The organism is Pseudoalteromonas rhizosphaerae (assembly GCF_028885455.1).
GTDB classification, from domain to species: domain Bacteria; phylum Pseudomonadota; class Gammaproteobacteria; order Enterobacterales; family Alteromonadaceae; genus Pseudoalteromonas; species Pseudoalteromonas rhizosphaerae.
Window position 1 is genome coordinate 2,367,576 of the sequence record NZ_CP118496.1, and the last position, 14,320, is coordinate 2,381,895.

At 40.6% G+C, this 14,320-nt stretch carries 13 protein-coding genes; 4 read left to right on the top strand and 9 right to left on the bottom strand.

Annotation, left to right across the window (positions count from 1 at the left end):
- Window positions 1-84: 84 nt before the first annotated feature.
- The 3 genes from PVK79_RS10040 to rnd all read left to right on the top strand — a co-directional run bounded on the left by PVK79_RS10040 (window position 85) and on the right by rnd (window position 3,889).
- Entirely contained in the window at window positions 85-936 is an 852-nt protein-coding gene (locus PVK79_RS10040) for an alpha/beta fold hydrolase (RefSeq protein WP_257327012.1), read from the top strand.
- A 120-nt stretch (window positions 937-1,056) separates the two neighbouring features.
- Window positions 1,057-2,709 (top strand): long-chain-fatty-acid--CoA ligase FadD, encoded by a 1,653-nt coding sequence (gene fadD, locus PVK79_RS10045; protein WP_145235691.1) that lies wholly within the window; start codon window positions 1,057-1,059, stop codon window positions 2,707-2,709.
- A 49-nt stretch (window positions 2,710-2,758) separates the two neighbouring features.
- Window positions 2,759-3,889, top strand: a complete 1,131-nt coding sequence (rnd, locus tag PVK79_RS10050; RefSeq protein WP_257326605.1) for a ribonuclease D — start codon at window positions 2,759-2,761, stop codon at window positions 3,887-3,889.
- Between the two features lie 269 nt (window positions 3,890-4,158).
- Here the strand turns inward: rnd and PVK79_RS10055 are convergent, their stop codons facing one another.
- From PVK79_RS10055 to PVK79_RS10085, 7 genes are all read right to left on the bottom strand, one after another.
- On the bottom strand, window positions 4,159-5,031 hold the full coding sequence (locus PVK79_RS10055) for a sugar phosphate isomerase/epimerase family protein (RefSeq protein ID WP_257326606.1): 873 nt from the start codon (window positions 5,029-5,031) through the stop codon (window positions 4,159-4,161).
- 73 nt (window positions 5,032-5,104) lie between these two features.
- Entirely contained in the window at window positions 5,105-5,866 is a 762-nt protein-coding gene (locus PVK79_RS10060) for a gluconate 2-dehydrogenase subunit 3 family protein (RefSeq protein WP_145235681.1), read from the bottom strand.
- Between the two features lies 1 nt (window position 5,867).
- Complete coding sequence (locus tag PVK79_RS10065) at window positions 5,868-7,547, bottom strand: GMC family oxidoreductase (RefSeq protein WP_257326607.1); 1,680 nt, start codon at window positions 7,545-7,547, stop codon at window positions 5,868-5,870.
- A 2-nt stretch (window positions 7,548-7,549) separates the two neighbouring features.
- Window positions 7,550-8,242 carry a 3-keto-disaccharide hydrolase gene (locus PVK79_RS10070; protein WP_257326608.1) on the bottom strand — a complete coding sequence of 231 codons (693 nt, stop codon included), beginning with the start codon at window positions 8,240-8,242 and terminating at the stop codon, window positions 7,550-7,552.
- Between the two features lie 37 nt (window positions 8,243-8,279).
- Window positions 8,280-9,494, bottom strand: coding sequence for an MFS transporter (locus PVK79_RS10075; RefSeq protein WP_145235670.1), 1,215 nt, complete (start codon window positions 9,492-9,494; stop codon window positions 8,280-8,282).
- 18 nt (window positions 9,495-9,512) lie between these two features.
- Complete coding sequence (locus PVK79_RS10080) at window positions 9,513-10,565, bottom strand: sugar phosphate isomerase/epimerase family protein (RefSeq protein ID WP_182732278.1); 1,053 nt, start codon at window positions 10,563-10,565, stop codon at window positions 9,513-9,515.
- Between the two features lie 3 nt (window positions 10,566-10,568).
- A complete protein-coding gene (locus PVK79_RS10085; protein WP_257326609.1) occupies window positions 10,569-11,729 on the bottom strand; it encodes a Gfo/Idh/MocA family protein in 1,161 nt (386 codons plus the stop codon).
- A 162-nt stretch (window positions 11,730-11,891) separates the two neighbouring features.
- Between PVK79_RS10085 and PVK79_RS10090 the strand changes: the two genes are divergently transcribed.
- Window positions 11,892-12,617, top strand: coding sequence for an AraC family transcriptional regulator (locus PVK79_RS10090; protein WP_145236298.1), 726 nt, complete (start codon window positions 11,892-11,894; stop codon window positions 12,615-12,617).
- Here the strand turns inward: PVK79_RS10090 and PVK79_RS10095 are convergent.
- Together PVK79_RS10095 and PVK79_RS10100 are read right to left on the bottom strand one after the other, a co-directional pair.
- Window positions 12,614-13,489, bottom strand: a complete 876-nt coding sequence (locus PVK79_RS10095; protein WP_182734191.1) for a glucosamine kinase nucleotide-binding domain-containing protein — start codon at window positions 13,487-13,489, stop codon at window positions 12,614-12,616. The genes PVK79_RS10090 and PVK79_RS10095 overlap by 4 nt on opposite strands.
- Complete coding sequence (locus PVK79_RS10100; protein WP_257326610.1) at window positions 13,482-14,222, bottom strand: copper homeostasis protein CutC; 741 nt, start codon at window positions 14,220-14,222, stop codon at window positions 13,482-13,484. The genes PVK79_RS10095 and PVK79_RS10100 overlap by 8 nt, the downstream gene beginning before the upstream one ends.
- Between the last annotated feature and the right edge of the window lie 98 nt (window positions 14,223-14,320).

Genomic DNA, 14,320 nt, shown 5'->3' on the forward strand with positions numbered 1-14,320 from the left:
TTATGTAGTGCCATTGTATACGCAATGTAGTATAAATAAATGTCTTTTACGTTAAACAAACTAAAAACAAAGGGGAATTACGCAGTGCATCCATTTTCAGTTCAAAGTGGCGCATTAACACTTCATGGCCTAACATTTGGGCAAGGAAAAGAGGTTGTCATTGCATTACATGGTTGGCTTGATAATTGTCATAGTTTTTTACCCATGCTAGAACATAACACCTTAACTGCAACTTGGTATTGTGTGGACTTTCCTGGACATGGTTTATCAGATTGGCGTGGAAGCGATGCACACTATTATTTCATTGATTACATTGATGATATTTATAACTTAATCGAGCAACTTGGGGTTAATAAAGTACACTTGGTTGGTCATTCTATGGGCGCAATGGCCGCTGGTCTTTTTGCCAGCTGTTTTCCTGATAAAGTAAATACGGTCACTATGATAGAAGGACTGGGAGTTGTCACAACACCCAGTAAAAAAGTGGTCGAGCAGCTTAGAAATGCAATTTTGAATCGACGTCGTGTAAATAAAAAAGCACCCCGACAGTACGAGTCACAACAAATAATACACCAAGCACGGGCGGTACAAAGTGACTTACCTTTGGATTTAATAGCACTTTTGATGGACAGAAATATACGAGAAACTGAACAAGGATGGCTGCTAAGAACTGATCCAAAGCTTAAAAATCATTCAGGTTTTAGATTTGATGAGCAACAATGCATAGCGGTAATAAGCGAAATAAATGTGCCGTGCCAATTAATTCTAGGCAGTGAAGGGTATCAATTTATTAGTGATAATTTAAATAAATATGCTAATTATTACAAAAGCTTAATAGTAAATGAAGTTGAAGGTGGCCACCACTGTCATATGCAAAGCCCTGAGCAGTGTTTACAGCAGATTCATGCCTTTATGCTGCAAACTGGTGCATGTTAATTGTATATTTGCACAAAATGTGGGAATATTTGCGAATTAGAGTGATTGCTCAATTGTGAAATTGCCTTACTTAGTTTAAGGTTTAATAAAAATAAATTATAAATAGAACAGGAGCTAAGAGTGGACAAAATTTGGCTGAAGCGCTACCCAGAGGGTATGCCTGAAACAATCGATCCTGAGCACTACAACTCGTTGTTAGAAGTGTTTGAAAAAAGCTTCACTGACTACAAAGACTTGCCTGCTTTTACCAATATGGGTAAAACATTGAGCTATGATGAAATAGACCAAGCAACAAAACGTGTTGCTGTGTATATTCAAAAAGAGCTGGGATTGAAAAAAGGCGATAAAGTGGCTGTAATGATGCCAAATTTATTACAAACACCTGTTTCAATACTCGGTATTTTACGTGCCGGTTGTGTCGTAGTTAACGTTAATCCGCTTTACACTGTACGTGAGCTTGAACATCAATTAAATGATTCAGAAACATCAGCGATTTTTATACTGGCTAACTTTGCAGACACGCTTGAAAAAGCATTGCCGCACACTAAAGTAAAACACATCGTAGTTACCCAAGTGGGTGATATGGTGGGTGGCTTTAAAAAGCACTTGGTTAACTTTGTTGTTAAGCATATTAAAAAAATGGTGCCAAGCTATTCATTGCCTAACCCCATTAAGTTTGAAGCCTTACTTGCAGCGAACGAAAAAGATTACATTAAACCTGAAGTGTGTTTATCTGATATTGCTTTTTTACAATATACCGGTGGCACAACGGGTGTCTCTAAAGGTGCGATGCTGACCCATGGCAATATGGTAGGTAACTTAGAGCAGGTTTCTGGTTGCTTAGATCAAGTGTTAGAACGTGGCAAAGAAGTTGTTGTCACTGCTTTACCGCTTTATCATATCTTTGCACTAACAGCGAACTGCTTAACGTTTATGAAGTATGGCGGATTAAATTTATTGATCACTAATCCGCGTGATATGAAAGGCTTTGTGAAAGAATTAGGCCAACATAAATTCACCGCGATCACGGGTGTAAATACATTATTTAATGGTTTGTTGAACACACCGGGTTTTGCCGAGCTTGATTTTTCAAGTTTGAAAATGTCCCTTGGTGGTGGTATGGCTGTACAGCGACCTGTTGCTGAAAAATGGCAAAAGATCACCAGTAGCAAATTAATGGAAGGGTATGGTTTAACTGAGTGTTCGCCATTAGTTACTGTCAGTCCTTATGATCTAGATTCATACAATGGTTCGATTGGTTTACCTGCACCTAATACTGAGATCAAGTTGATGTTAGATAATGGTGAAGAAGCAGCCAAAGGTGAGCCGGGCGAATTATGGGTTAAAGGTCCACAAGTGATGGTTGGTTATTATAATCGTCCTGATGCAACGGCTGAGTGTTTGCAAGATGGTTGGTTTGCCACAGGGGATATAGCCACTTATGACGATGAAGGATTCTTTTATATTGTTGACCGTAAAAAAGATATGATCATCGTATCTGGCTTTAATGTGTTCCCAAATGAGATCGAAGAAGTGATTGCAATGCATGAAGGTGTTTTAGAAGCAGCAGCAATTGGTATCCCTCATGATGTTAGCGGCGAACAAGTTAAAGTTTTTATTGTTAAAAAAGACCCATCTTTGACTGAAAAAGATATAATAAAACACTGTCGTGATAATTTAACTAATTACAAGGTCCCTAAACTGGTTGAGTTTAGGGATGAATTGCCAAAAACAAACGTTGGCAAAATACTCAGACGAGCCTTGAAAGATTAGCAAGCTAAAAAAGCCGACATATGTCGGCTTTTTTATTGTAGGAGATTAAGTGCAATATCAATTGATCCAAACCCAAAATCAATTAAATGAGTTTGTAGAGCAGATCCGTAACAAACCCATCTTAGCAATTGATACAGAATTTATGCGTCGTCGTACTTTGTATCCTGAAGTTGCCCTTATTCAAGTTTATGACGGCGAACATTTAGCATTAATCGATCCGCTAGCCGAGCTATCATTGTTTGATTTTTGGCAGATTCTACGTGATCCTGCGGTGTTAAAAGTCTTGCATTCACCGTCGGAAGATATTGAAGTATTTCAAAAATACGCCGGCTTCGTACCAGCTCCCTTATTTGATAGCCAATTTGCCTTGCAATTATTAGGCAATGGCAACTGCATGGGCTTTGCTCATATGGTAAAAAATTTACTCGATATTGAAATCGACAAAAGCGAATCACGGACCAATTGGTTACAGCGTCCGCTAACAATTAAACAACTCGATTACGCTGCAGCTGATGTATTTCATTTATTACCGTGCTTTAAAATTATTATTGAACAAACCAACGACGCTGGTTTCTTTGATATTGTGATCAATGAAAGTGAGTTGATTGCACAAAAACGGGCTTATCAAACACCGGATGAACATCTGTATCGAGACATTAAAAATGCTTGGCAATTAAAACCTGCGGATCTTGCTGTATTAAGAGAGCTTGCGGCTTGGCGTCGTAACAAAGCGATACGCAAAAATTTAGCGCTTAACTTTGTATTAAAAGAGCATTGCTTGGTTGAATTGGCAAAACGCAAACCAACGAGTTTAACTGCAATGCGTAATGTGCCAGAAGTCGATAGCATCGAAGTTAACCGCTCGGGCGTTGAAATCTTAAAGTGTATTGAAAAAGCTAAAGTGATCCCTGTTGCAGATTTTCCTGAGCCACTAAGACGACTTATTGACTTTCCAAGTTATAAAAAAGTAGCCAAAGAAATTAAACAAAAAATCACTGCAGTTGCTAAAAAACAGGGCATTCCAGAAGATGTATTTGCATCTAAAAAGCAAATCAACCAGTTGATCAGTTGGAATTGGAAGTTAACCAGCGCTGAGCGTGAACAGACTCCAAAGCCCGATTTACTTAACTCATGGCGTTATGAATACTTAAAAGACACACTGAAAGAGTGGGATGTATAATTATTAAGAGTTCATAGGGACTAAGATAGTTAATGTACTATTGTTAGTCCCTACTGTTTGTGTCAGAGGGTGTAATACCAATCGACTTAAATATTTAACCATTCTAGCGAGCTAAATAAAGCGCTAACTGCGTTATAATTTTTTCAATTAGAACAATTACATGTCAAAATTTATGCCTTGTTATCACTGTATTTATCTGTCGCTATAAATGGTCAGTAACTTAACACGATTGGTATAATAAGTTATTTTATCAATGATGTAGGTTTACTTTATTCGCCCATTTTAGCGAGGATCTTATCTAAATTAACTTTAGATTTAGCCACGCTTTGCATTGGTGTTAACCCATTCGGGTATTCTTCTTGCTCTACGACTAGCCACTGAGTGGCGCCATCAACAATCAATGTTTCTATTATTTTTTGCCATGGATAATCATTTTCACCTAATATAGGACTTAAGCCATCGTTAGGATGGGTGCGAACTTTTAAGTGGGTTGCCAGGGTTCGTCCTGGGTATTTTTTAATGAAATATTCAGGATCTTTTCCTGCATAATGTACCCAACCTATATCAAGCTGCAGTGGCAGGGTATTTGGCGTATTACTGGCAATAGCGTCCCAGTATGTCGCGTTTTGGAATTGATTAAACTCCTTATTATGGTTGTGAAAACCGATGTGCATAGCATAGCGCTGAGCGATTTCATTAACCTGAACGAGTTGTTCGGTCAGAGAGGTAATTCCTTGTGGCTGCCAAGCTCTTTCATCCCAAGGTACAAATAAAATCGAGACACCAAGGGTTTTATAAAACAATAATGTGTCTGCTAAGGTGTCATCCGTTAAGGAGTCAAAGCCGATATGTGCGCTACTAGCGACTAAATTTAGCTTCGCGAGTTTGTCCTTCAGTGCACTTGGATTGTTCTTATAAGGCCCAAAGTCACCTGCAAATTCCACACCTTGAAAGCCCATATCAGCAATAGATGAAAGGGTGCCATCAAAATCCGCTTTTAAGGCATCTTTAACAGACCAAAGCTGAACACTAACGGGGAGTAGTTGTTTGCTTGTTTTTGCATAGATAGACAGCGAGTTTAAAACACAAAAAATAAACAGAATTGAAATAACATAATTAAATGATGATTTGATTTTGAACATAAAAAACACCTACGAGGAAAAGCAGGGAATTGCTCCCTGCTTAGGGCTGGGCTAGCTAAAAAATAACTTAGCGTTAACTGGCAACTGAATCTTGATAAGCATACTCAGTCAAACCCAGTTCAGCTAAAACGCTATCTAAATGGGCTTTTGCTTCGTCAGTAGGTCCTGGGTAATCGCCTGCAATAGGCACATTGCCTAAATAGCCAATATCTTTACAACCTTGCGGTGTACAAAAGTAGGCACCAAGTACAAGGTTTTTAAAGCGTAAAAAAGCATTACCAATGCGTTGAAACTGCGCAGGAGTTTCATCATCAAAATAAGCAATATCATTTAAGATGGCTGTTTGTTGCTCTTTTTTCAATGCGACAAATGGTGCTTTATAACGCAGCACTGCCTCATCATCGATCCATGCTAAGCCGTGTAAAATAGTAACGCGGTCTTTTTGTTGACCGTTATAAGGTGAGCTTACCCACTCATCAATCACACTCGGTACATTTACCTCTGTTGCACTTGGGTTGTTACCTTCGCTAGGCACGATATAATCGGCTAACACCGCAACTAAATTTAATTGTGCTTGAGTTAATGTCAATGGCCAAGGTGATTGTGGTGGCATAACCATATTGGGATCAGTGCCATAACCTTTAGCTGTTATAGGTTGTAAATCTAAGTCAGGCCAATGTCCTTTATCACTAATTTTCTCTTCTAACGCTTTACTACACCCTGCTGAAAGTGATACGGCGGAACCTGCGGCTAATAAACCAAGCCACTTTAACGATTCACGCCGTGTCATGCCGGAAATATATTTGTATGAGTCAACACGATCTTCATTATGCATGTTACAGCGCTCCTTGTTCTATTTGTTTGGCTATCCAGGTTGAATTACGCATTGCCAATGTCATGATGGTTAATGTGCAATTTTTATGTGGATTAGAGGCAAATACCCCTGCATCCATCACAAATAAGTTGTCGCAATCCCATGTTTGGCCCCATTGATTGGTCACTGAATCCTTTGCTGAGCTACCCATGCGAGTGGTGCCTACTTCATGAATGATCTCGCCACCTTTTGAAATTGCTTTTTCAGCAGCAGGTAATTTGCCCACAGTAGCTCCTAGATTTTCAAGGATCTGTTTCGCTGTTTTTAAGCCGTGCTCAATTTGTTTTAGCTCACGATCTGACCATTTGAAATGAAATTTCGAAACCGGAATGCCCCATTTATCTTTAACATTTTCATCAATTTCCATGTAGGTATCATCGTTGGGGAGCATTTCTCCGCGCAGCGCAAAGCCAACATAAGATCCATAGGCATCACGAACTTGTTGTTTTAGTTCAATACCATAACCACGTTTATCGCCAGAGACTCCAGAGCCAGGTTGATTAAAACCGCTACTGATCTCAAAGTGATAACCACGAGGAAAATCAAGCTCACCTTTGGCATGTGCTTTGTGTCCCCACCAAGGAATAAATAAATGGTTCCCAGTGTGGCCATCTTCGTTATAACGTGGGCGACCTTTTAATGCTGGAACTTGCGCACCAAGCCAAGCACCGGTTGAATCCATTAAGTTACGACCTACTTGGCCACTTGAGTTAGCTAAACCTTTGGGATGCTTGGCGTGTTTTGAATTTAGCAAAATACGTGCGGATTCGCAGGCACTAGCAGCAAGGATCACGATATCTGCTGTTAGTGTTTTTTCAGCTACGGTTTGCTTATCTATATAAGTAACACCCGTTACTTTACCGTCATCATTAACAGCCACTGATTTAACCATTGCATCAGTAATTATTTCTAAATTCCCAGTTGCTTTTGCCATAGGTAATAATGAGGTTGTAGTTTGAAACGCCGCGCCGATTGAGCAACCATGGCCACAAGGTGTTGCATAAAAGCATGCCATACGATCATCTTTTGGCCGAGTTAATACTGCTCTGTGCATAGGCACGGCTGCGATACCCAGTTTTTTCGCACTGGCAGCAATAAGTAACTCAGGAATTCGCGGCGTTGGTGGTGGCTGTAATACCCCAGGTGCAGATGGCGGCATATCATCAAGGCCGGTATTGGTGCCGCAAATACCCACTAGTTCTTCCGTTTTATCGTACCATGGTGCGATATCATCATAAGTGAAAGGCCAATCTGCGCCGTTGCCATCTTGGCTCTTACCTTTAAAATCATGTTCACTAAAGCGTAATGAGTAACGTCCCCAGTGATTAGTTCTTCCACCTAGCATGCGCGCACGCCACCAGTAAAAATCAGTGCCTTTGGCGTTAGTGTAAGGCTCATCAGGAACTTGCCAGCCACCATCGACGGTTGCATCGTAAAAGCCAAAGTTTTTGTCTTTATTTCCTGCGCCCATTAAAGGAGCTTCACTGTTACGGCGAAACATTGGGCTTTCTTTTTTTGGATCGTAATCACGCCCCGCTTCAAGTAATAATACTTTATGGCCTAGTTTAGTTAAGGTATAAGCGGCCATTGCGCCACCTGCGCCGGAGCCAACAACCAGTACTTTATGATCAAATGTAGACATGCTTATAGTTCCTTAATTTTTATATTTTTAAACCACACTTTGTCACCATGGTCTTGAAGACCTATATGTCCTTGCTCTGCCGCAGCAAAGTTACTCCAAGTAGCAAATTTGCTATTTGCGACAAGGGTATTCCATGTTGTGCTGCCGATTACTATGCTTAATGTACTTATGCCATTTTGCCAAACCTGCAAGTGTTTATCTTGCATACGAATACGAACACTATTCCAATTATTGGCTGGTTTATGCGCTGTTGTCGGGGCTGCAAACAGATCGTAAATAGAGCCAGCCAAGTGTGAGTCTATTTTGTTATCTGGGTGCTCTTCGTTATCAATTATTTGAATTTCAGGGGCGTGAGAATAAATCATACTGCCAGTTTCATCTGCCAGCACAAAAATACCGCTATTCCCTTTAGTTGAAATTTTCCAATCTATTTGTAAATCAAAATTGCGATAGACTTTTTTCGTGAGTATGTCGCCGCCGCCTTTAGTGAGTAACATTGCGCCATTGTCTATGGTCCATTTTGGGCTGAGTGTCTCACTTTTAAAATTGCGCCAGTGCGACATATCTTTGCCATCGAACAGTAATTGCCAGCCAGCTGATTGTTCTTCTTTAGAAAGTTGGTTATCGGGTGTCTTAGCAAAAGCACTGCTACTAAAAGCCAGTGCAATTGACAACATCGAGATTGATTTAAGCATATAATACCCCTTATTTTTTGTGTGTTACTTGTTATGACTAAACGTATTTCTCAACGTTTTTATTTTTTGTTATAAACAGATGAAGACCAATAAATACAATGATCAGGACAATCGGAAAAACCAGTAGATTTTGTAATACAGCTTGTCCTGCGAGCACTTCAACTTGTTCTACACTGACACTAGTTGTTTGTGCTTGTGTTCGCGCATTATCAATCCAATGGCCTATGACGGGGTTCCAGATACTCATTGCAAACATGCCAGCTCCACCAATTAACGACATGCCAAGTGCACCTGTTTTTGGGGCATACTCAGCGACACAACCGATCATGGTTGGCCAAAAATAAGTAACGCCAACGGCAAATAGTGCTGCGGCAAGGTAGATGGTATTACCTTGCGCTTGGCTCATTAAAAATATCCCTAGTGTTGAAAAAATGGCTGAGCCCAGTAGGACACCTGATGGACTAAAGCGGTGCACAATCGGGCCCGCAAAAAACCGACCTAATGCCATCAATCCGGTGATCAAAGCTAAAATAACCATAGGCGAAGCGCCTGACGAGCCAAGGATTTGCTCAATCCATTGCTGTGTGCCAAATTCGGTGACTGCTGTCAGTGTCATGCAAATAATGAGAAACAAATACAGCGGCGAGAGTAAGTGTTTTAAGTTGCTGGTGGTTGAATTTTGCTGTGTATCAAACTGTGGAAATTTCGCTTTAAGCATCATCACACCATAAATAATGGTGGGCACAAGGATCAGCGAAACTTGCCATTGCCAGCTGAAGCCAGCGGATGTCATTGCATTTGAAGCTAATGCACCAATTACGATCCCGCCAGGAAACCAAACATGAAAGCGGTTTAACATAGTGGTGGTGTTTTTAGGATACATTTGGGCGATCAGTGGATTACAACCGGCTTCAACCGATCCATTAGCAAAGCCAATTAAAAAGGTAGAGATCAATAATCCCCAAAAACCATCTGCAGTGATAGTTAAAATAAGTCCGCCTAGGTGGCAAATAAACGCTAATGCAACCAACTTTTTAGCACCAATCGCGTTATAAATGATGCCCCCGAGCATGGTTGCAACCGGAAACCCTAAAAATGCCATGGCATTTACCCAGCCTAGCTGTGTACCAGTGAGGCCGAACTGCTCGCCTAGTTGTCCTAAAACGCCAGCCCTTATTGCGAAAGTCATTGATGTGACAATTAATGCAATGCAGCAAAGCCGAAAAATAATACGATTATTGTTGTTATTCATTGTGTGTGACCCTGTTTATTAAATACCTAATATCCGCTTATTTCGCTGATCATTTGTGTCCATTGCGCTAAAGTCATCAAATGCTTTAGCCGTAGGGCGGATCAAATGCTCTTTTATAAATTGTGCGCCTTCTTTCGCCCCATCTTCAGGATGTTTAATGCAACACTCCCACTCTAGAACTGCCCAGCCATCAAAACCATATTGCGTTAATTTGCTGAAGATACTTTTGAAATCAATTTGGCCATCACCTAAGGAGCGAAACCGACCAGGGCGGTCTTGCCAATCTTGATAGCCACCATAAATACCGCTGCGACCATTTGGATTAAACTCTGCATCTTTGACGTGAAATGCTTTAATACGATGGTGATAAATATCAATAAATGATAAGTAATCAAGTTGTTGTAAGATGAAATGGCTGGGATCATAAAGAATATTTACCCGAGGATGATTATTTGTCGCAGCTAAAAAGCGCTCAAACGTTACGCCATCATGTAAATCTTCCCCTGGGTGAAGTTCATAGCAAACATCCACATCCATTTCATCAAAGTAGTTGAGGATTGGTAGCCAGCGTTTCGCAAGTTCTTGGAATCCTTGCTCTACCAGTCCTTTTGGACGCTGCGGCCAAGGATAAAAAGTATGCCAAAGTAGTGCTCCTGAAAAAGTCACATGGCTTTTCAAGCCCAAATTTTTACTGGCTTTAGCGGCCATCATTAACTGATTGATGGCCCATTTCGTTCTGGCTATAGGGTCACCGCGTAGTGCTTGAGGGGCAAAATTGTCAAACATTTCATCATAAGCCGGATGAACGGCTACGAGCTGCCCTTGTAAATGAGTTGATAACTCTGAAATTGTAAGCCCTGCCTGTGCAGCAATACTAGTCACTTCATCGCAATAATCTTGGCTTTGGGCTGCTTTTTCTAAATCGAAAATACGAGAATTTGCAGTCGGTAGCTGAATTGCTTTGTAGCCTAAATTTGCTGCCCACTGACAAATAGTGGCAAAGCTGTTGAAAGGAGCTTCATCGCTGATGAATTGTGCTAAGAAGATCGCTGGACCTTTAATTTGTTTCATTTTTTATCCAATTTTAAATGGTTGCCACTTAGTGTCTTTGCTCGACGCTGCTACAGCATTTTCTATAAATGCCATTCCGCGAATTGCTTCTTTAATACCAGGCACGTCGAAGTCACTGTTAGATGCTGAGTATCCGGCTTTTTTTGCGTGAATTTGTTTTGCAAAATTGACATAGATATTGGCAAATGCTTCAAGGTATCCTTCTGGATGGCCTGCAGGTGTTCGCAGTGAATTTTGTGCCGCAGTACTTTTTAGGCCAACACCTGCACGTAATAGGGTGGTTGGCGCGTTATGACTTTTGAGCCACAAACTATTTGGTTCCATTTGTGACCACTCAAGACTTGCTTGATCGCCATAAATACGCAAATTAAGATTGTTTTCTTCTCCTAATGCAACTTGGCTAGCAAGAAGAACTCCCTTAGAGTCGTTGTTAAAGCGCAGTAAAACGGTGCCATCATCATCGAGTGTTCTGCCTGCAACAACATGATTTAAGTCAGCGCATAGTGCGGTGATTTCTAGGCCGCTCACGTATTCAGCTAGATTTGCAGCATGCACTCCTATATCAGCTATACAACAACTAATACCGGCCTTATCAGCATCTAAACGCCATTTGGCTTGTTTGGCATTTTCATCTTCGCTGGTGGCAAGCCAACCTTGGCTGTACTCAACAATAATTTTACGAATAGCGCCCAGCTCGCCATCAGTAATACGTTGGCGCGCTTCTTTAATCATCGGGTAACCAGTGTAGGTATGAGTTAATCCATATAAACAATCACTGGCTTGCAGAGTTTTTTCTAATAACAGCGCTTGTTCTAAATTTAGGGTGGCTGGCTTATCTGATAAAACGTGAAAACCTGCTTCAATTGCACACTTTGCAATTGGGAAATGCAAATGATTTGGCGTCACTATTGCCACAAAATCAATTCGTTGATCGGCAGGTAACTTAGCTTCTTCGCTAAACATTTGTTGGTAGCTGTCATAGCAACGATCTGGATTTATTCCTAGCATTGCAGCTGTAGCTTGGCTGCGTGATGGATTTGAACTAAAGGAGCCTGCGACTAACTCAATTAAGCCATCTAAGCGTGCAGCAATGCGATGGATTGCACCGATAAATGCACCTTGTGCACCACCGACCATCCCCATGCGGATTTTGGCATTATTCATGAAAAAGCTCCATGTCAGTAATCGTCTACTGAGTTTAGTTAATATCATGTTATTGATAATAAGGAATGAACAGCGTAAGGGATAATAAAAATTCGGTTGACAATGCAACAAAATCGGCGTTTTATATATTATTTCGAATTGATATTTATAGAATATATTATTATGGAAGTACAAGGGATTATAAATAAAGCGGGCGTAAATCAACTGATCGCGGCATTTGATTTATTACCTGATATTTTGTTTTGGGTTAAGGATTCTGATAGCCGAATTTTATACGCAAATCAACACTTTATTGAGCATCAAGGGTATAAGTCATTAGAGCAGATTTTACTTAAAACTGATTTTGACTTTTCATCCAAGCACTTAGCATTTCAATATGTCAATGACGATAAACGCGTAATGAATGGCTATGTGGTTATTGATCGTTTGGAGCTAAACCAAACCTCAAATGGTGAATTGGCCTGGTTTTCAACGTCCAAAAAAGCGATTTTAACTGACGATGGTCAGATACTGGGCACCTATGGCGTTACACGGCATTTACAAAAAACATCAAAGGCTTTGTCGCATGTAAGAGCGATTGAAGGGCCAGTAAATTATATACGTGAACACTATCATCGTAATATCTGTATTGAAGAACTTGCCGAGCTTGCTCATTTATCGGTAAGTGCGTTAGAGCGGCGTTTTAAAAAACATTTAGCAAAAACACCTAATCAATTTATTAATGAAATACGTTTAGAAAACGCACGTAAGCTACTTGTTGAAACTCGTTTACCTATTTCACAAATAGCCTATCAATGCGGTTTTTCTGAGCCTAGCTATTTCAGTAAACAATTCAGACGCTTATTTGGTGAGATCCCTTCGCAAATGCGCGACCAAATTGAGCCCTAAGCCAGCCGTTTAGCTAATTGAATAGCGCCTTGCTCGGGCAGGTAATGCGCATCACATAGATAACCTTGTGCTTTGGTAGATAACCAAGGAGTAATTTTCTCGGCTGTGCCTCCCATTAATGTAATGTTGTAATAGCCGTGGCTAACTAAATGATCGATATAACGGGTAATATAGCGCGCTGCTTGCTCTAAAATAATAATGGCCCAAGGATCATCTTGCATTGCGAAAACTAAAGGCGCAAAACCGGCAAAAAAAGCGGGTTTGGCATTGAGTGCTAGTTCTGTCAGCTGGTTACTTGTATCACAACTAAGCTGTGCCAATAAGGTATTTATTAATGGGCTTGAGGGGGATAAGCCATCTAAAACCTCTAATGCATAACGAAATAAAGTTAAACCAATCCAGCCTCCGCTTGCACCATCACTTAATAATAATCCATGGCCTCCTAATTCAATAACGTTACCGTTTTTTATTGCTCCAGCACAAAAGCCAGTGCCTAAAATAATAATCGCACCACTGTTATCACCATGGGCACCTTGACAGGCTATGTGTAAGTCAGTTGAAAAGTTAAATTGTGCAAATGGATGCTGCCACTGTGCCATCTTTTTATTTGCACCGGCAATGCCAGCGCCAGCGAGTCCTGCATAGGCATAAATTGCCCCGAGTGTTGATAGCCCTAAACCAGCCTGTTGTAATGCGTGTTTTGTTGCATCAATAATGGATTGCTGCGCCACTTCAACGGAGGTTGCAATATTTGCTGCACCGCTTACTGCCTCAGCAAGTAGGGTGCCTTGTGCGTTTTCAAGCCTGACTCGGCATTTTGTACCGCCGCCATCAATACCTAAATACAGGGGAGGTTGAGAGTGGTTAGTCATTTTTAGCCTGCTCGTTAGTTCGTTGATTTAAAATTGCGTTAATTAATAACGGATCCACCCAGCCATCCTTGTTGTGTACACCAGAGTAGGCATGTAGTGACACTAAATTATTGTTGGCAAGTTGCCAAAGTGTACTTGCATTATCAGTGGTTACGCCACCACCAATAACAATTTCTATATGATCATTGGCGTGGCTAATGATTGTTTGTATATGATTAAGACCTTGCATAACACCTTTATCACCAGTCCATTTAGTGCCATTTGTGAGGATACGATCAATGCCCAGTTCAGTTAATAGGTCAATTGCCTTTTCGCTGTCTTCTATACAATCAAAAGCGCGATGAAATGTCGTTGCTAAATTATATTTATGTGCGCAGGCAATAAGCGCTGTGGTAGCTGCGATATCAACGTCATTGGCGTTTAGCGCACCAAAAACAACACCGGTAGCACCTGCGTGCGCCGCGTGTGCTATTTGTGTAAGCATTAGCTTCAGTATTGTTGCATCAACAATAAATTGATTCGCAACAGGTCGTATCATGATAAGCAACTCGCCTTCTGAGGGCATTGCATGAGCTGCAATAGTCATTGCTGTTTCACTAGGAGTGAGACCTTCAAGTTGCATTGTGCTGCAAAGTTCAATTCTAGAGGCGCCAGCTGTAAATGCGGTTTTTACATTATCAGCTAACTGAATATGACTATCTGCGTTTAAACAGACTTCTAAATTTTTACGCATTGTTTCGTTCCAAAATACCAGCGATGTTGTGAACAATAAAATATTTAATTATATTAGATTATAATAGAATAAATAAAATTCATTTGTAAATCATGTTC